General features: G+C 42.0%; 17 protein-coding genes. 9 read left to right on the forward strand and 8 right to left on the reverse strand.

Annotation, left to right across the window (positions count from 1 at the left end):
* Positions 1 to 3 precede the first annotated feature (3 nt).
* Genes MS_RS03965 through MS_RS03975 form a run of 3 tightly spaced genes read right to left on the reverse strand, consistent with a single transcriptional unit; the run spans position 4 to position 3,549 of the window.
* Entirely contained in the window at positions 4 to 891 is an 888-nt protein-coding gene (locus MS_RS03965; protein WP_011200032.1) for an ABC transporter permease subunit, read from the reverse strand.
* On the reverse strand, positions 881 to 1,846 hold the full coding sequence (locus tag MS_RS03970; RefSeq protein ID WP_011200033.1) for an ABC transporter permease: 966 nt from the start codon (positions 1,844 to 1,846) through the stop codon (positions 881 to 883). The genes MS_RS03965 and MS_RS03970 overlap by 11 nt, the downstream gene beginning before the upstream one ends.
* A complete protein-coding gene (locus MS_RS03975) occupies positions 1,846 to 3,549 on the reverse strand; it encodes an ABC transporter substrate-binding protein (protein WP_011200034.1) in 1,704 nt (567 codons plus the stop codon). Before MS_RS03975 ends, MS_RS03970 begins: the two co-directional genes overlap by 1 nt.
* 79 nt (positions 3,550 to 3,628) lie before the next feature.
* Between MS_RS03975 and MS_RS03980 the strand changes: the two genes are divergently transcribed.
* Positions 3,629 to 5,035, forward strand: a complete 1,407-nt coding sequence (locus MS_RS03980; protein ID WP_011200035.1) for a YcjX family protein — start codon at positions 3,629 to 3,631, stop codon at positions 5,033 to 5,035.
* Between the two features lie 195 nt (positions 5,036 to 5,230).
* Here the strand turns inward: MS_RS03980 and gyrA are convergent, their stop codons facing one another.
* From gyrA to MS_RS04005, 5 genes are all read right to left on the reverse strand, one after another.
* Positions 5,231 to 7,897 (reverse strand): DNA topoisomerase (ATP-hydrolyzing) subunit A, encoded by a 2,667-nt coding sequence (gene gyrA, locus MS_RS03985; protein ID WP_011200036.1) that lies wholly within the window; start codon positions 7,895 to 7,897, stop codon positions 5,231 to 5,233.
* Positions 7,898 to 8,023: 126 nt separating this feature from the next.
* Positions 8,024 to 8,452 carry a ferric iron uptake transcriptional regulator gene (gene fur / locus MS_RS03990; RefSeq protein ID WP_011200037.1) on the reverse strand — a complete coding sequence of 143 codons (429 nt, stop codon included), beginning with the start codon at positions 8,450 to 8,452 and terminating at the stop codon, positions 8,024 to 8,026.
* A 19-nt stretch (positions 8,453 to 8,471) separates the two neighbouring features.
* Positions 8,472 to 8,996 (reverse strand): flavodoxin FldA, encoded by a 525-nt coding sequence (fldA, locus tag MS_RS03995; protein WP_011200038.1) that lies wholly within the window; start codon positions 8,994 to 8,996, stop codon positions 8,472 to 8,474.
* An 8-nt stretch (positions 8,997 to 9,004) separates the two neighbouring features.
* On the reverse strand, positions 9,005 to 9,289 hold the full coding sequence (gene ybfE / locus MS_RS04000) for a LexA regulated protein (RefSeq protein WP_041640163.1): 285 nt from the start codon (positions 9,287 to 9,289) through the stop codon (positions 9,005 to 9,007).
* Between the two features lie 121 nt (positions 9,290 to 9,410).
* Positions 9,411 to 10,187 carry an alpha/beta fold hydrolase gene (locus MS_RS04005; RefSeq protein ID WP_011200040.1) on the reverse strand — a complete coding sequence of 259 codons (777 nt, stop codon included), beginning with the start codon at positions 10,185 to 10,187 and terminating at the stop codon, positions 9,411 to 9,413.
* Positions 10,188 to 10,282: 95 nt separating this feature from the next.
* Between MS_RS04005 and seqA the strand changes: the two genes are divergently transcribed.
* The 8 genes from seqA (at position 10,283) to apt (ending at position 20,148) form a co-directional block, all read left to right on the forward strand.
* Positions 10,283 to 10,930 carry a replication initiation negative regulator SeqA gene (gene seqA, locus MS_RS04010; protein WP_011200041.1) on the forward strand — a complete coding sequence of 216 codons (648 nt, stop codon included), beginning with the start codon at positions 10,283 to 10,285 and terminating at the stop codon, positions 10,928 to 10,930.
* A 15-nt stretch (positions 10,931 to 10,945) separates the two neighbouring features.
* Positions 10,946 to 12,340 carry an o-succinylbenzoate--CoA ligase gene (gene menE / locus MS_RS04015; protein WP_041640164.1) on the forward strand — a complete coding sequence of 465 codons (1,395 nt, stop codon included), beginning with the start codon at positions 10,946 to 10,948 and terminating at the stop codon, positions 12,338 to 12,340.
* Positions 12,341 to 12,342: 2 nt separating this feature from the next.
* Positions 12,343 to 15,693 (forward strand): mechanosensitive channel MscK, encoded by a 3,351-nt coding sequence (gene mscK / locus MS_RS04020; protein WP_041639642.1) that lies wholly within the window; start codon positions 12,343 to 12,345, stop codon positions 15,691 to 15,693.
* A 12-nt stretch (positions 15,694 to 15,705) separates the two neighbouring features.
* Positions 15,706 to 16,785 carry a chorismate synthase gene (gene aroC, locus MS_RS04025; RefSeq protein WP_011200044.1) on the forward strand — a complete coding sequence of 360 codons (1,080 nt, stop codon included), beginning with the start codon at positions 15,706 to 15,708 and terminating at the stop codon, positions 16,783 to 16,785.
* Positions 16,786 to 16,887: 102 nt separating this feature from the next.
* On the forward strand, positions 16,888 to 17,751 hold the full coding sequence (gene mepA, locus MS_RS04030) for a penicillin-insensitive murein endopeptidase (protein WP_011200045.1): 864 nt from the start codon (positions 16,888 to 16,890) through the stop codon (positions 17,749 to 17,751).
* 17 nt (positions 17,752 to 17,768) lie between these two features.
* Positions 17,769 to 18,533: a TSUP family transporter gene (locus MS_RS04035; protein ID WP_041639643.1), complete on the forward strand. Its 765-nt coding sequence runs from the start codon at positions 17,769 to 17,771 to the stop codon at positions 18,531 to 18,533.
* 10 nt (positions 18,534 to 18,543) lie between these two features.
* A complete protein-coding gene (gene lpxM, locus MS_RS04040; protein ID WP_406714285.1) occupies positions 18,544 to 19,494 on the forward strand; it encodes a lauroyl-Kdo(2)-lipid IV(A) myristoyltransferase in 951 nt (316 codons plus the stop codon).
* A 111-nt stretch (positions 19,495 to 19,605) separates the two neighbouring features.
* Positions 19,606 to 20,148 carry an adenine phosphoribosyltransferase gene (apt, locus tag MS_RS04045; RefSeq protein ID WP_041639646.1) on the forward strand — a complete coding sequence of 181 codons (543 nt, stop codon included), beginning with the start codon at positions 19,606 to 19,608 and terminating at the stop codon, positions 20,146 to 20,148.
* Positions 20,149 to 20,202: the final 54 nt, after the last annotated feature.

Raw genomic sequence — 20,202 nt, forward strand, 5'->3', positions numbered from 1 at the left:
CACCTATTCGTAATGTTTGCTAATAGCTTTACATAAGCCGTTACCAAAAATAATCACCACTAATGCCGTCATGATAATTGCCAAACCCGGCAAAATAACCGTCCAGGGAGCGAGGTAAATCAGTTCTAAAGAATCCCGAATCATGGCGCCCCATTCGGGAGTGGGGCGTTGGGCGCCAAGGGAAATGAAACTTAACGCACTAATGTCCAGAATTGCCACCACAAAAGAACGGATTAATTCTTTAATATAACGAACGCTGATATTGGGCAAAATGGTTTCTCTCAGTAATTCCATATTCGATGCGCCGTCTAAACGCAACATGAGTACGTATTCTTTTTTCAATTCCTGCTGGATGGCTTGATAGATTTCGTGGATAAAGTGCGGTAGTAAAGCGAGCAGAATCGCAAGCATCGCATTCAGTAAACTGGCCTCCATTAGGGTTGCGATGATCATCGCAATGAGCAAAATCGGCACGGATAAAAAAGCGTCAAGAAAATGCCCCAAAATACGGGATTTCATACCGGATGACATGCCGGCCAGGATGCCAAGCATTCCTCCGACAACCGCGGTGAATATAATGATAATAGCAGCCGAACCGAAAGTATAGCTTACACCGTTAATCAAGCGGCTGAAAATATCTCTGCCGATATCATCGGTGCCGAAGAAATAGGTTACTTCACCGTTAGGAAACCATGACGGTGGCATTAGTTCGCGACCGACAAATTGGTCATCACTCGCATAAGGCGCAATCCAAGGGGCAAAAACTGCGGTCAAAATTAACAGAATAAAAATATACAGACCGAATAAGGCAATCCGGTCTTTCCGAAAATCGTGCCAAATAGCTTTAAGTGTTTCCGTTTGACGAAATTCATAAGGTTCTTTATCTTGCATACCAGCCTTTCTTGTTAAACGGGTCGAGAATAAATGTCAGAATTTCGGTTAACGCGTTGATCACAATAATAAATAAACCGATCACAATAACGCCGGCGGAAATACTGTTATAATCTTGTTGGGATACCGCATCTATCAACCAGCGACCGATACCGGGCCAGCCGAATACGCCTTCAATCAACATCCCTTGCGCCAGGACAAAGGTAATTAATCTCGGAATTTGCGGAATCACTAAAGGCAATGAATTGCGCAAAACATATTTTGTGAGAATGCGCCAAATCGGCCACCCACGGGTAATGGATAGTTTGACGTAATTTTGCGCTAAAATATATTCGGTTCGTTGCTGGATTAATTTAGTAATTTCCATTGTCGGTGTAATGGCTAATACCAAAGTCGGTAAAATCAGATGCTGAAATACATTTTGGATTACTTTGGTCCGGTAAGGTTCGTCCACAAACCACACATCAATAGTTGCAAAGCCGGTAATCGGTTTGATTTCATATAATAAATTAATTTGTCCTACGGCTGAAATTTGCCAATGCTGAATTGCCGCCACATAAAGCAAGATCGGCGCAATCCAAAACACCGGTACGGATAATCCTAGGGATGAAACGGCATTAATCGCTTTACCAAAAATATTCTTATTGAAAAAAGCCCCCAGTAAACCAAAGGGTACACCGAATAAAAATGCTACAATCATTGCTGCAAAGCATAATTCCAAAGTCGGCGGCAATACGGTTAAGATCAGCATCAATAAGGAATCTCCGCCATTATAGGTAATCCCCAGATCACCTTTTAATAAGCTATCCACATAAGTGAAATAGCCCGAATAAAAGTAAGGTTCGGCAAATACCTGATTGATGGGATCGCGCATAAATATCGTATAACTGACAGCGGAAAGTATTACTAAGATGATTAACAGTAAAAACAGACGGCGTAAAAAGGAGTAAAGCATTATTTTTCTCCTTTCTTGAACGATAATTTTTCAAAAGAAATACTGCCGAACGGCGACATTTCCACTCCTTGTACATTGCTGTTAGAGATCAGAATTCGCTTAACACTGGCTATCGGCAATATAGGTAATTCGGATAACACTTCCTGCTCGGCAAGATGGTAATTGACCGCGCGTTCATTAGTGCTATTGCTGATTAGCGCACGATCTAAAATTTCTTCAAAGCTTTGTGAGCACCAGTTCGATAAGTTGGTAATTTCGCTGGTGGTTCCGCAACTTAAAATCGGCCGCATAAAACTGTCGGGATCTAAACTTACCGCAAGCCAGCCGCCTAAAATAAGATCATAATTTTCACTGTTATTGCGTAATTGTTCCATCAAAAAATTACGGGAAATTAACCGCACTTTTACTTCAATGCCGGCTTTGGTTAAATCATGTTTAATCAGTTCCGCCATTTTTATCGGCGAAGGATTATAAAGCTGTTCTTCCTTCAATACCCACATATCCAGACTTAATTGTCTGTCTTGCAGTACTTTTTTCGCTTGCGCCGGATCATAATCATAGGCAAAGGAATGATTGTTCGAATCACTGCCCGCCCAGGAAACGCTCGGGATAATTTTATTGGCGACGGATGCGGTATTGTAATAAATATCTTTAATAATACGGTGACGATTAATCGCTTGTGCAATACCACGGCGAATTTCCGCATCCTGCATTAACGGACGCTTAAAGTTAAAGGCTAAAAACGCCAAGTTCATACCGTCGGATAAGGTGGTTTGAAAACGTTCGCCGTTTTCCTGTAATAATCCTAATTGGCTCACATCCGGAAAAGCGGCAATCTGGCATTCGTTATTAAAGAATTTTGCCAACCGACCGGTGCGATCCGGTGAAAGATCGATGATGATATTTTTAATTTCGGCTTCTTTTTTCCAGTAATTTTCATGGCGAATCAAACGCACATACTGATTACGGAAATAATTTTTAACCTGATAAGGACCGGTTCCTACGGGTAGTAAATCCAATTGTGCCAGATTATCATCGGCATTTAACTGCAATGCGTATTCATGGGAGAAAATAATGGCATACTGACTTGCTAAATGTGACAAAATTGACGCATCGGGTGCGAATAAATTAATTTGTACCGTATAAGGGTCAAGCGCCGTTACGCTTTCTATTTTCTGATTTAATTTAATGCTGTCAAAATAAGGAAAACGGGTTTTTTTGGCTAACTCGTGAAAAATGTTGTATTGACGTTTCATTCCTTTTTGCTGTTCGGAGGCATTAAATTCCGGTAACGAGGTATTATGCCCCAACACGCGGTTTAGCGAATAAACCACATCATCCGCATTAAAGTTACGGCTTGGGGTAAACCAAGGCGTATGATGGAATTCTACGCCTTTGCGCAAATAAACCGTTATTGTTTTTCCGTCTTCGGAAATTTTATAAGATTGCGCTAAAGAAGGTTCAAGACGCGAACTATTATTTTTTATTTCAAATAATTTATTGTAAATTTGTTCCGTGATTACATTCATACTGGTTCCCGCATCGGCGGTTTGCGGGTTGAACGAGAACCCGGAACTATGGGTGCAATAAATCAGCCCGTTTTGGGTAAGGATTTCAGGCACACGAGGAGCCGCCCATGAGAAAAACGGCAACATAGCGGAAAACAGCAAAAAACCAATAAAAGTAACTTTTCTAATAAACATAACAAATGTATTCGTGATAAATTATAGGGAATTTTAAGACATATTAAGGTAATTAGCTATTTTTAATTGGAATCATAAGATGTTTACCAGTATTCAACGAGAAGTTAATCAATTCATCAATCGTGGGCTTGACCGCACGCTGCGTATTGCTGTGACAGGGTTGAGTCAAAGCGGAAAAACAGCATTTATAACCAGTTTAATCAATCAATTAATTAACATTGATAATGTAACAAACGGGCATTTGCCGTTGTTTGAAGCCGCTCGTCAGCAGCGAATTGTCGGCGTTAAACGTATTCCGCAAATCAATTTGAATATTCCCCGTTTTGATTATGAAGCAAATTTGAATTCGCTTATGGCAAGTCCGCCGCAGTGGCCTCAATCGACCCGTGGTGTAAGCGAAACCCGACTGGCCGTTCGTTATCATAATTCGGGGCTTTTTAGTCATATTAAAGAAAAAAGCACTCTTTATCTTGATATTTTTGATTATCCCGGTGAATGGTTGCTGGATTTACCGTTATTGAATTTAAATTATCAGCAATGGAGTCTGGAACAACAGAATTTACGGCAAGGTTTACGTGCCGAATTGGCTCAAACCTGGCTGGAAAAAACAAAAAAATTAGATTTGACTGCGATGGCAGATGAGGATATTTTGGCTCAAATAGCTAAGGATTATACTGCCTATTTACAAGCCTGCAAAGAGCAAGGATTGCATTTTATTCAACCCGGACGTTTTGTATTGCCCGCCGAATTGGAGGGGGCGCCGGTCTTGCAATTTTTCCCTTTGCTGCATCTTGCGGAAAAGGATTGGAAGAAGCTCAAGGAGGAAGCAAAACCAAATAGTTATTTTGCCATACTCAACCAACGTTACGATTATTATAAAAATAAAGTCGTGAAAGGTTTTTACGAAAATTATTTTGTTCATTTTGATCGCCAGCTCATTCTGGCGGACTGCCTGACTCCTATAAATCATAGTCGGCAGGCGTTTCAGGATATGCAAGAAGGTTTACAGCAATTATTTAAGAATTTTCATTATGGGAAACGGCGCTTAATTAACCGGTTATTTTATCCCCGTATTGATAAATTAATGTTTATCGCAACCAAAGCGGATCATATTACCAGCGATCAAATTCCTAATTTGGTAAGCTTAATGCGTCAACTGGTGCAAGACGGTGGTCGCCATGTCGCTTTTGAAGGCATTGAAACCGGTTTTACGGCAATTGCCGCCATCAGAGCGACAAAACAAGTATTGGTGGAACAGGAAGGAAAAACCTTTAAAGCCCTACAAGGCATACGTTCAAAAGATAAACGGCAGGTGACGGTTTATCCGGGGTCAGTACCAAGCCGGTTACCAAGTATCGATTTTTGGCAACAACAGAAATTCGATTTTGACCAGTTCGAACCTCAACCGCTCGAAAGCGGTGAAATTATCCCGCATTTACGTATGGATTCGGTTCTGCAGTTTTTGCTGGGAGATAAGTTGGCGTAAGAAATAAACGGTAGAGCGTCAGCCCGGTAAACTTAACCTATCTATTAAAATTATTTAATAATCAATATATTATGGACGCCAAGTATGGTATTCGTAAAAATAATGAAGATTAAGGTTAAATCTGATATAGACTTTCAAACAAAAACGGCTACTTAAATAGACTCTAAGTAGCCGTTCGGTTTATGAATAAAGAGATTATTCTTCTGAATTTTCAACCGCAGTTTCAGGGGATTCAGCGTCAAATTCGTCTTCTTCCGGTTCGGCGACACGTTCTAAACTTACAACGTGTTCGTCTTCCGCCGTACGGATTAAACGTACGCCCTGGGTGTTACGTCCGACAATACTCACTTCGCTGACACGAGTGCGAACGAGGGTTCCCGCATCGGTGATTAACATGATTTGGTCGGTTTCTTCAACTTGGGTCGCCGCTACAACTTTACCGTTTCGCTCACTAACCTTAATTGAAATCACACCTTTTGTATTACGCGATTTAGTCGGGTATTCGTTTAAAGCGGTACGTTTGCCGTAACCATTTTGTGTTGCAGTCAGGATTGCACCTTCATTTTTCGGAATAACCAATGAAACCACTTTGTCGATATTGAGATCTAATGTGTCTTCTGCATTATCATCAGAAATTTCCTCAATTTCCACCGCACTTTCATCATCGGAAATATCGTTGGTCAAGGCAAGTTTGATACCGCGGACACCGGTTGCGGTACGTCCCATCGCGCGTACTGCCGCTTCGGCAAAACGAACTACACGGCCCTGAGAAGAGAACAGCATAATTTCGTTTGAACCGTCGGTAATATCAACACCGATTAATTCATCCTCATCGCGTAAATTCACCGCAATAATACCGTTAGCACGCGGGCGGCTGAATTCCGTTAAAGCGGTTTTTTTCACAATACCGCAGGCGGTTGCCATTACAACGAATTTATCTTCGTCATAGCTTGCCACCGGAAGAATAGCCGTAATACGTTCATTGTCTTCTAACGGAAGAATATTCACGATAGGGCGACCGCGAGCACCACGGCTGGCTTCCGGTAATTGATAAACTTTCAGCCAATATAAACGACCGCGGCTTGAGAAACAAAGGATTGTATCATGGGTGTTCGCCACTAATAATCTTTCGATGAAGTCGTCTTCCTTCATTTTGGTCGCCGATTTACCTTTACCGCCGCGACGTTGCGCTTCGTAATCGGTAAGCGGTTGATATTTTACATAACCTTCATGAGAAAGTGTTACTACAACATCTTCCTGAGCAATTAAATCTTCAAGATTAATGTCGCCTGAAGCAGCGGTAATTTCCGTACGACGTTCATCGTTGTAAGTGGATTTAACTAATTCCAATTCTTCACGAATCACTTCGTTTAACCGCACCGAGCTGGTTAAAATACGGATTAATTCGCCGATTTGAAGTAAAATTTCATGGTATTCCTCGACGATTTTTTCATGTTCTAAGCCGGTTAAACGGTGCAGCCGTAATTCAAGAATTGCGCGAGCCTGAGTTTCTGATAAAAAATATTGACCGTCATGGGCGCCGAGTTCCGCGGCTAAACCGTCGGGACGGGATGCATCAACACCCGCCGCTTCCAGCATAGGCGCCACGTTTCCTAAAGACCAGGCGCGGGATAATAGGTTTTCGCGCGCTTCATCCGCTGTTTTTGAAGCGCGGATCAATTCGATAACCGGGTCAATGTTAGCCAGTGCAATAGCTAAACCTTCTAAAATATGCGCCCGTTCCCGCGCTTTGCGCAATTCGTAAACCGTACGGCGGGTCACCACTTCACGACGGTGTTTTACGAAGGCTTCAATAATTTGTTTTAAGTTGAACAGGCGGGGCTGACCGTGATCCAATGCAACCATGTTAATACCGAAGGTCACTTGCATTTGAGTTAACGCATATAAATGGTTTAATACCACTTCGCCTACGGCATCCCGTTTGATATCGATTTCAAGGCGAATCCCTTCCTTGTTGGAAAGATCTAAAACGCCGGCAATACCCTCAATTTTTTTATCACGCACTAATTCACCGATTTTTTCTACCAGCTTCGCTTTATTTACCTGGTAAGGGATTTCCGTGATAATGATTTGTTCGCGGCCTTTGTCATTAATTTCGACACTTGCTTTTGCGCGCACATAAACTTTGCCGCGCCCGGTTTTATAGGCTTCTTCAATACCGCGGCGACCGTTAATCAAGGCGGCGGTAGGGAAGTCGGGACCGGGAATAAACTGCATTAACTCGTCAATACTGATATCTTCGTTATCCATGTAGGCAAGACAGCCGTCCATTACTTCGCCTAAGTTATGCGGCGGAATATTAGTAGCCATACCTACTGCGATACCGGAAGAACCGTTAACCAAAAGAGACGGAATTTTAGTCGGTAACACGTCAGGAATCATTTCTTTACCGTCATAGTTTGGTGAGAAATCTACCGTTTCTTTATCCAAATCGGTTAATAATTCCTGAGTAATGCGCTGCATACGTACTTCGGTATAACGCATAGCGGCGGGCGCATCGCCGTCAATAGAACCAAAGTTACCTTGGCCGTCAACCAACATATAACGCAATGAGAAGGGCTGAGCCATACGTACGATAGTGTCATATACGGCACTGTCGCCATGAGGGTGGTATTTACCGATTACATCCCCCACAACACGGGCGGATTTTACGTAAGATTTATTATAGGTGTTACCACTTTGGTTCATGGAGAAAAGTACGCGGCGATGAACCGGTTTCAAACCGTCACGCACATCAGGCAATGCACGGCCGACAATAACGGACATTGCATAATCGAGATATGAAGATTTCAGTTCTTCTTCAATACTAACGGGGGTTATATCTTGGACTAATTCAGTCATTTAAATATCCTAATTTTCTTATGGAAAAATTAGGCGGATTATATCACAAAAAGGAAACTAATTGGGATTTTTAGGTAAAAAAGAAAGAAAAAAGTGCGGTAAAATTTACCGCACTTTTACAAGAAATTATTTATCGCATTTATCTATATCGGCGCATTTGCCGTATAAATACAAACTGTGGGTTTGTAACTGAATACCATGTTCGCGGCTGATTTCCTGTTGTCGTTTCTCAATAATATCGTCATTAAATTCAAATACTTTACCGCAGTCCACGCAGATAATATGATCATGATGTTCAGTCGGGCATAATTCAAATACGGACTTATTGCCTTCAAAATTATGACGAATAAGAATATGGGCTTCATCAAATTGGTTTAACACGCGATAAACCGTAGCCAAACCGATTTCTTCACCTTTTTCCAATAGAAGTTTATAAACGTCTTCAGCAGAGAAGTGCTGCATTTTATGCTCTTGCATTAATGCTAAGATCGTCAAGCGCGGTTCTGTAATTTTAAGACCTGCTTTTTTAAGCAGCTTGATATTTTCTTCAGACATTTTATTCTCCTATTTTTTATTAGGCTAATTCCGCTAAACACATTTCATCATAAACCTGTTTAACCCAAGTATTGACACGCTCGGCCGTTAATTCCGGTTGGCGGTCTTCGTCAATACATAAACCTACAAAGGTATCGTTATTAATTAGAGCACGGGAAGATTCGAAAGAATAGCCTTCCGTTGGCCAGTTACCGACAATAATTGCGCCGCGCTGTTCTACGATTTCGCGCACGGTTCCCATCGCGTCGCAGAAATAATCCGCATAATCTTCCTGGTCGCCGCAACCAAAAATCGCCACTAATTTATCGGTAAAATCAATTTGTTCTAACGTCGGAAAAAAATCGTCCCAATCGCATTGCGCTTCGCCGTAGTACCAGGTCGGAATACCGAACATTAAGAAGTCGTAGGCTTCAATGTCTTCTTTTGTGCTCTTGGCTATATCACGAATATCAACTAATTCATTTCCTAATTGTTTTTGGATCATTTTAGCAACATTTTCCGTATTGCCTGTGTCACTACCATAAAATAAACCAACAATTGCCATTTCTTTTCTTACCTATTTTCTTGAATATTGAAATAATTTTGTAAAATTTTCTCGATAACTTCCGCTCGACTAATCTGCTGCTGAGACGCTAAATCTTCTAACTGCCGAACTAAATCAGTATGCAATTTCAATTCAACACGTTTTAGACCGCTTGATTTATCACGTTTGAGTTGATTGCGTTTATTTATTCTGATTTGTTGTTCGCGGCTCAGTGGATTTGTTTTCGGGCGTCCTATTTTCGGCACATTAGCGAACAGATCTAAAGTTATATAATCTGCATCTTGTTTTGCCATTTTCAAATCACTGAATTTGTCAAAGTAAAAAATCATTCTCATTGTGAGAATGATTTTCTTCTTCGGAAAAATATGTTGGACTATAACATAAATAACTATTGAGTTAAACAGGATTTACCGATTAATTTGATTCTAAAAACCGTTGAATCGCCCTTACGACAAACTCCGGTTTTTCCGCATGAACCCAATGTCCGCTACCGTTTATGGTGAAGGAGGAAGCTTGCGGAAATTGAGCTAAAATCCGCGTGCCGTATCCGGACTGGAGATAATCCGAATTTCCGCCTTTGATGAATAAGGTCGGCTTGTCGAAAAAGACCTCCTCCCAGCCCATAATTTGCCCGTAATTATTAAAAAGTGCGCTCAAATTAAAGCGAAATTTTTCCGCTGCATTACCGTCAAAGGATTTTAGCATAAACTGAATCACGCCTTCGTCTTTAATATAGCTTGCCAAAATAGGTTTAGCTTCTTGGCGGGAGGATGCTTGCGCATTCTTCACCGCGAACAAACCGGCAAATACGTCGTCATGCCAACGATGGGCGTAAGCAATCGGACCGATGTCGATACAAATCAGCTTTTCCACCAAATCGGGGCGCAGCGCAGCTGTTTTCATTGCCGCTTTGCCGCCCATGGAATGTCCGATTAAAATAACCTTCGTTAATTGCAGGGTTTCAAGTAAATGAATAATGTCTTGCGCCATTAATGAATAATTCATTTCGTCGGCATGAAAACTTTGTCCGTGATTGCGCAAATCCAAACGTAAAATATTGTAAGCGTCGCTAAAAGCTCGGGCAATAATTCCCAGATTATTCATGTCGCCGAATAAGCCGTGAATGAAAACCATTGTAGCTTGATTAGAAGGTTGTTTTAATTGATGAAACTGATAATTGAGTAATTTCATTTTGAAACGTTTACGACCCTAGAGTATTTATAAAGAAGTCGCTATAATGATAAAAATTCCATTGTGGATCAAGTCATTTGTTGAGAGAAGATAGAATGAAAATTATTGAAGTAGATGAAGAACTTTATCAGTACATTGCCAGCCAGACTAAATCAATCGGTGAAAGTGCATCGGATATTTTGCGTCGTCTATTGAATTTGCCGGTATCCGGCGTAAATTTAACTGCGGTGGATTTAACTCAATCAACGATGAATTCAACTAACGAGGAAAAAGGAACGCAATTGCCGGCGGAGAAAAATGTCGTTGCGGAAACGCCGAAACCTTCTTCCGAACAGGAAATTAGAACCCCGGCGCGCAAACAATCAACGCAATCCATTCAACATATTGTGACGAAAGTGAAGAATTTGTTGCAGTCGGAAGCTTTTCAGGAAGAAAGCAAAATGGTGGTGCGCTTTTTAAATATTTTATCCGTATTGTACCGCACGAATCCGGAAAGTTTTGCACAGGCAACGGAGCAGGAAACCTCACAAGGGCGTACCAGAACCTATTATGCCCGGGATGAGGCGACCTTGCTTGCGGCGGGCAATCATACCAAACCGCGTCAAATTCCCGATACGCCTTATTGGGTGATAACCAATACCAACAGCGGTCGTAAAATGTTAATGCTTGAACGTACCATGCAATTTATGGAATTGCCGGAAGAATTGATTGACGAAGTCAGACCTTATTTTGCCGTCGTTTAATTGATTTCCATGCTGATGTTTCCTTGGCTGAATTATGCGAATTCGGCACAGTACCAAAATAAAACCGCCTTGCGAGATGATTTGCAAGGCGAAGTTTTTACTTGGCCGCAATTAGCCCAACGCATTGAGCAAACCCGTCTCTCATTACAACGGCAAGGTTTGAGTATGGGACAGGGTATTGCTTTATGCGGTAAAAACAGCCTGGATTTATTATGTTTTTATTTAGCGGGGCTACAGCTTGGTTTGCGGGTGTTGGGCATAAACCCGGCATTTCCGGTTGAAAAAATTAATCGGTTATGCGAATTGAACGATATCAGCTTGCGCATTGATTTTTCTTCTTCTCAATATCATTGCCGGCGACTAAAAAATTCGGCAAAAGACGACCGCACTTTTACTTTAACCGAAGGCTATACCATGACTTTAACCTCGGGTTCCACCGGTTTGCCGAAAGCGGCGGTGCATTCCGTCAATGCGCATTTGGCTAATGCTGTTGGTGTGAGCGAGTTAATGCGGTTTGGCGCTAATGATAGCTGGTTGTTGTCGTTACCGCTGTATCATGTCTCCGGGCAGGGTATTCTTTGGCGTTGGTTGCAGCAGGGCGGTGAGCTTGTTTTGCCGCAAGCGGATTTTTATGCTTCGGTTATCGGTGTCAGTCATGTTTCTCTGGTGCCAACCCAGTTACAGCGTTTATTGAGCTATTTGGCGAAACATCCGAATAAGTTTGTTTGCACCAAGCACATTTTATTAGGCGGTTCGCAAATTCCCCTCGAATTAACCCGGCAAGCCAACCGCTTAGGCATACAATGTTATTCGGGTTATGGTATGACGGAAATGGGGTCTACGGTTTTTGCCAAAGAAAGTGATGAAACCGCCGGTGTGGGGTTGCCATTAAAGGGTAGAGAATACCGACTTGTTGATGATGAAATCTGGCTAAAAGGTGCCGGGCTGGCCGAGGGGTATTGGATCGATCAAAAAATCCGGACTTTAACGAATAAACAAGGTTGGTTTCAAACTAAAGATAAAGGGCAATGGTTGAACAATGAATTAGTCTTGCTTGGCAGATTAGATAATATGTTCATTTCCGGCGGTGAGAATATTCAGCCTGAAGAAATTGAAAATATCATCCAAGGCTATGAACTTGTCAACCAAGTGTTTATTTTGCCAAGGGATGATGCGGAATTCGGGCAGCGTCCCGTTGCGATGATCCAATTTAATTTGGATGCCGATACGGAAAATAATTTTAAAAGTGCGGTAGAAAAATTGAAAATTTGGTTGTCAGATAAAATTGAACGTTTTAAACAACCGGTTGCCTATTTTCCGCTCGATGTAGAAAAAGCCCGGCAAGAAGGCACCATTAAAATCTCAAGAAATTTATTAAAAACAGAATTAATGACTTTATTAGGAAAGTGAATATGATAAGAATCATCCGTTCTTTTGGATTGGCTTTAAGCTTGGTATTTGCCTTTGTCGGAAGTACGTTTGCGGCGGATTTGCCAACCGAGAAGTCTTTGCAGGCGCAAATTGAACAGTTACAAAAAGATGAGCAGACCGAGGTTAATAAAGCGCTTGTACAAAATTTACAAGATGCACAGGAATTATTAGCGCAGATTGCCAAACAAAAAGCGGATAATGAAAAATTAAATAAAGATATTGATCGGTCAACCAGAACATTGGCAGAGAGTAAAGCCAATATCGAGCGTTTCAAAAAACAGGAAAAAACCGTCGAGCAGTTAAAAGAGGATTTTCGTAAGTTAAGCCTGACGACATTACAAGACAGAAGTGAGTCGGCGACAGAGAATTTGCAAAATTTACAGGCGGAGCTGCTTACTTTAAATGCTAATTTGTCCGGGCAAAAAACCGCACCGGAGCGTGCACAAGCGGCGTTGACGGAGAATTTAAAACAATCTCAGGCATTAAATAGCCAGCTTTCAAACGTTAATATTGAGAAGACTCTACAAACTAAATTAACGGCGCAACTTGCCTTATTAGAACTCAAAAATGCCTACAATCAGATTTTACTGTATGGTAATAATGCATTAACCAACCTCTATACCAGCCAGGTGAATGAGAAGACGTTAGAGCAAACTCAGTTACAAAAGCAACTGACGGCGTTACAAGATATTATTAACGAAAAAAATTTAGAAAAAACTCAGGAACAGGTTGAAAAAGCTACCGAGTCTCAGCAAAAAAGCGCGGCGACGAATACAAATCCGGTGATTGTTCGGGAGTTGGATCTAAATACTGCCGTTACTAAAGATTTATTGGAGCAAACTACCAAACTCAACGCATTATCGCAGGATAATTTGCGTGTCAAAGGCATACTCGATAATCTGCAACAAACTCAGCATAATATTGAAGAACAAATCAGTGCGTTGCAAGGCACTTTGGTTTTATCCCGTATTATCAATAAACAGCAGCAATCGTTGCCACAGGATTCTATGATTAAAGGGCTGCCGAAACAGATTGCGGATCTGCGGGTAAAGATTTTTGATATCACCGAGTTTAAGAACAATGTCAATAATGCGCCGGCTTATATTGCTAGTTTAGAGAAAAGCGATAAAGTCACCTTTACGGATGCCGAGAAAAACCAATTAACGGATATTTTAGCCGCCCGGGATAAAGTGTTGACGGATTTGCTTAAACAATTAAACGGTCAATTAAATGTTTCTATTAATTTAGAACTGAATCAGCAACAGGTTCAAACTATCAGTGACGCTTTGCAATCCAAGCTGAAGCAACAGAGTTTCTGGGTTAAAAGTAATAGTAATATCGATTTGAAATGGCTGCAGGACGCGCCGATGTTGATTCGGTATCAATTACGCGGTATCGGCAATACTTTTGATTTTTCAAACTGGCGGGATAATCTTGTTCCTGCGGTTTTCTGGATTTTATTATTAATTGCATTGACGGCGATTATTCATAGAAAAAAAGAGAAGATCAAACAACAGTTAACCCGTATTAATAATAAAATTAAGTCATTAGGTACGGATAATCAGTGGAATACGCCTTTGGCGATTTTCTGGACGATTATTTTGTGTTTGCCAAGTACCTTCATGTTCTTAGCCGTATTTATTTTAGTAACTTATATTTGTTTTCAGGACCCGACACAGGTATGGCCTTGGGGCTTAAAAATGTCGGTGTACTGGTTGTCTTTCGCCTTTTTGCTGGCGATGTTGCGCCCGAACGGTATCGGCTATACCCATTTCGGTATGCCGAAACAAAGTAACGAAACTTTCCGTAAAATATTAAAACAGTCGGTGTGGGTGATTGCATTATTGTTGAATACGTCTATTTTCACTAATTTGGAAATGGGCGTGACTTATGATGTGCTCGGACAAACGATGACTATTATCGTATTGATAGTCACTATCTTTATAGTTGCGCCGGGCTTCCGTAAAGCGATTTCGACTTATCAAGAAGCCACCAATAATGATAAGCAAGGTACGCATACTTATGTCTTGTATCTTATCCGAGCGGTATTATTGCTGGCGCCGATTATTTTAATTGTGCTTATTGCGGTCGGTTATTATTACACTGCACTAGTGCTCATTGAGCATTTGGTCGCTACTTATTTTGCAGTAATTACCTGGGTTATTTTCCGCAATATAATTCAACGCGCATTTTCCGTAACCTCCCGTCGTTTAGCGGCGAAACGTTTACAGGAAAAACGTGAACAAGCCAGAGCGAAAGCGGAAGCCAGCGAACATCCGGAGGTTGATAGCGGCGAAGTCATTTTAGAGGTTAAAGAAGAAACTTTGGCGGTGAGCGAAGTAAAACAACAAATCTCAAAAATCACGGACTTCCTGTTATGGCTTTGTTTATTCGGACTGCTTTATTGGGTGTGGTCGGATTTAGTGACGGTGGCTTATTATTTAGACGGCGTAACTTTATGGAAACAGTCGGTAACTACCGAATCGGGTACCGTTATGGAGTCCGTCACTTTATTTAATTTATTAATCGCTATCTTGGTATTATTCGCCACCTACGTATTAGTACGAAATATCGGTGGTGTATTGGAAGTATTAATATTCTCTAACCTAAAACTCTCGCAAGGGACGCCTTATACGATAACGACCTTATTAACCTATGCGGTTATTGCCTTAGGGGCTAGTTTCGCATTCGGGACTTTGGGTATGTCGTGGTCAAAACTCCAATGGTTGTTTGCCGCACTTTCCGTGGGGTTGGGGTTCGGTATGCAGGAAATTTTTGCCAACTTTGTCTCCGGTATCATTATTTTGTTTGAGCGCCCGGTACGAATCGGTGATGTGATCACTTTGGGCGAATTTAACGGCACAGTATCTAAAATCCGAATTCGCGCAACCACGTTGGTAGATTTTGACGGGAAAGAAGTAATTGTGCCGAATAAAGCTTTTGTAACGGAACGTTTGGTGAACTGGGCGTTATCAGATACGGTAACAAGGGTGATTATTCGCGTTGGTGTTGCTTACGGTTCTGATCTTGAGTTAACGAAGAAATTATTGCTGCAAGCGGCGGATGATTGCGATAAAGTACTGAAAACGCCGAGTCCGGTGGTATATTTTTTAACTTTCGGTGCAAGTACGTTGGATCATGAATTGCGGGTTTATGTGGGCAACATTTCCGATCGTAATCCGACTATTGATTTCCTGAATAATCGAATTAATACGCTATTAGCGCAGCACAACATTGAAATCGCGTTTAATCAGTTAGATGTATTTATCAAAAATCAAAACGCCGATGAAGAAGTGAAATTAGGCAACGAACAATTAAAATTACAAAAATAAAAGGAACACAACATGGCAGGAAACAGCATTGGGCAATTATTCCGCGTGACTACATTCGGCGAGTCACACGGTATTGCGTTGGGTTGTATTGTAGACGGGGTACCGCCGAATATGGCGCTTTCGGAAGCGGATATCCAACCGGATTTAGACCGTCGCAAGCCGGGCACGTCCCGTTATACCACTCCTCGTCGCGAAGATGATGAAGTGCAGATTTTATCCGGTGTATTTGAGGGTAAAACCACAGGTACCAGCATCGGTATGATCATCAAAAACGGCGATCAACGCTCGAAAGATTATGGCGATATTATGGATAAATTCCGCCCCGGTCATGCGGATTATACCTATCAGCAAAAATACGGTATCCGCGATTATCGCGGCGGCGGTCGTTCTTCCGCTCGAGAGACGGCGATGCGGGTGGCGGCGGGCGCTATTGCTAAAAAATATTTGCGTGAACAATTCGGTGTGGAAGTACGGGGTTTCTTATCGCAAATAGGTGATGTTAAAATTGCGCCGCAAAACATCAGCGAAATAGACTGGGCGCAAGTCAACGATAATCCGTTTTTTTGCCCTGATCAAAGTGCGGTGGAAAAATTCGACGAATTGATTCGTCAATTGAAAAAAGACGGCGATTCTATCGGTGCGAAATTAACGGTGGTGGCGGAAAATGTGCCTGTCGGTTTAGGCGAACCGGTTTTTGACCGGCTTGATGCGGATCTTGCTCACGCACTGATGGGAATCAATGCGGTAAAAGCGGTCGAGATCGGCGACGGATTTGCCGTTGTGGAACAGCGCGGAACCCAACACCGAGATGAAATGACACCGCAAGGTTTTCTTTCGAATCATGCCGGCGGTATTTTAGGCGGTATCAGCACCGGGCAACCGATTATTGCAACTATCGCTTTAAAACCCACCTCAAGCATTACCGTTCCGGGGCGCACGGTAAATTTAAATAACGAACCCGTAGAGCTGATTACCAAAGGACGGCACGATCCTTGTGTGGGTATTCGGGCGGTTCCCATTGCGGAAGCCATGACGGCAATCGTATTACTTGATCATCTTCTTAGACATCGGGCGCAATGTGGCTTAAAATAGCGATATTATATGCTAATAAAACCTTAGCTGGTCTTAAAATAACAAATTTTAAAAGTGCGGTTAAAATTGCCGCACTTTTTTCCTTGATGAAGTGAGAGATCGATGAAAAAATATTTAAAAACTTTGGTATTTTCTACCGCACTTTTAACCGGTTTGACAACAGTCAATGCAGCACCGGAAGACTGGCAGCGGATTAAACGCCCGATTCCGAGCAGTAACGGTCAAGCCGAACCTATCGGTTCTTATAGCAACGGTTGCATTATCGGCGCGCAAGCCATGCCGGCAAGAGGCGACGGTTTTCAGGTTATCCGTATGAATAAAAACCGTTTTTACGGTCATCCCGAGATGATTAGCTATTTGCAGCGCCTTGGCAAGAAAGTAGAACAAGCAGGCTTGCCGACCATGTTAATCGGTGATATCGCGATGCCGGGAGGTGGTCGTTTTTTAACCGGGCATGCGAGCCATCAAATGGGGTTGGATGCGGATATTTGGTTGCGGATGGGCTCTATGTCCGATCAAGACGCCTTAAATTCCGACGGCAAGGGGCTGCTGGTGGTGGATCGAGCCGAACAACGGGTTGATGAGAATATCTGGAATCAAAATCACTTTAATCTAATCAAACTAGCCGCACAAGACAGTAAAGTGTCACGGATTTTTGTCAACCCGGCAATTAAAGTTAAACTTTGTCAAACGGAACGTCAGGATCGCAGCTGGCTGCAAAAAATACGTCCTTGGTTTGGACATGATTCTCACATCCATGTGCGGTTAACCTGTCCTTATGGTGCAAATTATTGTGAAAATCAGCCGGCAATACCGAGAGGAGACGGCTGCGGTGCCGAGTTATATTCATGGTTTGAGCCGCAGAAACCCTCTTCCGGCGCAACGACAAAAAAAACATTACCGCCGGAACCTTTTTTATGCCAGCAAGTGTTAAATTCACCAAATCGTAGCGAGTGGCAGGATTAACCGATAAAGGAACATTCATGGAAGTGACAATTGAGATTACCGTTATTTTATTTACGGTAGCGGTAATTGCCGGATTTATCGATTCAATTGCCGGCGGTGGCGGTTTAATTACGATTCCCGCTTTATTAATGACGGGTATGCCGCCCGCATTAGCATTGGGCACCAATAAATTGCAGGCTTGCGGCGGTTCTTTTTCCGCAAGCTGGTATTTTATTCGTCGACGGGCGGTAGATTTATCCGCGGTTTGGCTGATTTTATTAATGACGTTTATCGGTGCCGTTATAGGTACCATACTAATTCAGTTAGTTGATGCGTCGTTAATTAAGAAAGTCATTCCGTTTTTAGTTTTAGCTATCGGTTTATATTTTTTATTTACTCCGAAACTTGGCGAGCAAGATGCGCGGCAACGTTTATCTTATGGCGTTTATGCCTTTACGGCGGGAGTAAGCATCGGTTTTTATGACGGCTTTTTCGGGCCTGGCACAGGTTCTATTTTAAGCTTAGCCTGCGTTACTTTGCTGGGATTCAACTTAGCTAAGGCAACGGCTCACGCGAAAGTATTTAACTTTACTTCAAATTTTGCGTCATTGATTTTTTTCTTAATCGGCGGACATATTTTGTGGTCGGTAGGGTTAGTGATGTTGGTGGGACAATTTATCGGCGCACATTTCGGGGCAAAAATGGTGTTGTCCGGCGGTAAAAAAATTATTCGCCCGATGGTTGTGATTATGTCATTTATTATGACTGTCAAAATGGCCTATGATCAGGGATGGTTTAGTTAAGAGAATAAATATGTCGGAAAAAAATAAAAGATTAACCGCAAGAGTAGGCTATGAGCCTCATTTTTCATGGTCCTATTTGTTACCCAAGTATTGGGGAATATGGCTGGGCATATTTGTATTACTTATTTTTGCTTTTATCCCTTTTCGTCTGCGTGATAATTTAGCGGCGAAACTGGGGTTAGTTATCGCAAAATATGCGAAAAAACCCCGTCATAAAGCGAGAGTCAACTTGCAATATTGTTTCCCGCAATGGTCGGCGGAACAGCGGGAAAAAGTGATTGACGATATGTTTATCACGGTAACGCAGGTTATGTTGGGTATTGGTGAAATTGCTGTTCGTTCAAAGGCACATTTGCAGCGACGTAGCGTATTTTTTGGTATTGAGCATATTCAAAAGGCGAAAGAACAAGGTTATAACATCATCTTGATGGTACCGCACGGTTGGGCAATTGATGCGTCCGGTATCATTTTGCATACCCACGGTATGCCGATGACCTCAATGTATAATCCTCACCGTAATCCGTTGGTTGACTGGTTGTGGACCATCACCCGCGAGCGTTTCGGTGGCAAAATGCATGCCCGCCAAAACGGTATTAAACCTTTTTTAAATATGGTACGGAAAGGTGATATGGGCTATTATTTGCCCGATGAGGATTATGGTGCGCAAGCCAGTGAATTTGTAGATTTCTTTGCCACTTATAAAGCAACCCTGCCGGGATTGAATAAAATGGCAAAATTAGCCAAAGCAGTGGTTATACCTATGTTTCCCCGTTATAACGCTAAAGCAGGGCGCTATGAAATGGAAATTCATCCTGCGATGGAATTAAGCGAAGAACCGAAACAATCGGCACGTTCCATGAATGCCGAAATTGAAAGTTTTGTCAGCCCGGCACCCGAACAATATGTATGGATTTTACGTTTGTTAAAAACTCGTAAAGACGGCAAAGATATTTATCAGTAATTACCGAATTCGGCGGATTAATTCTTGCAATCCTAGTCAATATCCTTTACATTTTAGCGTTTGATTTTTCAGTAAAAATGGTCTGTTTTGGACCGCACTTTAGGCAATAAAATGAACGAACAGTTACAACTTATTAAATCTTCAATCAAATCTATTCCTAATCATCCGAAAGAAGGAATTATCTTCCGCGATATTACCAGCCTTATTGAAGTGCCGGAAGCATTCCAGGCAACGGTTGATTTGATTGTAGGAAATTATAAAAATCAGGGGATTACTAAAGTTGTGGGTACCGAGTCCCGCGGCTTTATTTTTGGCGCACCGGTGGCTTTGGCGTTAGGTTTGCCGTTTGTATTAGTGCGTAAACCGAGAAAATTACCTCGTGAAACCATTTCGCAATCTTACCAACTGGAATATGGCGAAGACACCCTTGAAATGCATGTGGATTCGGTGAAAGCTGGCGATAACGTATTAATTATTGATGATTTATTAGCAACCGGCGGTACTGTTGATGCAACAATTAAGCTGATCAAGCGTTTAGGCGGCGATGTGAAACATGCCGCTTTCGTGATTAATCTGCCGGAATTAGGCGGTGAAGAACGTTTACGCAGCCTAGGTGTGGAACCTTTCACTTTGGTGAATTTTGAAGGCCATTAGTCTGACGTTGTAATCAATAGATTTAATTAAGAAAATTCAATTAAGAGATAAGCA

This window comes from [Mannheimia] succiniciproducens MBEL55E (assembly GCF_000007745.1).
GTDB classification, from domain to species: Bacteria; Pseudomonadota; Gammaproteobacteria; order Enterobacterales; family Pasteurellaceae; genus Basfia; species Basfia succiniciproducens.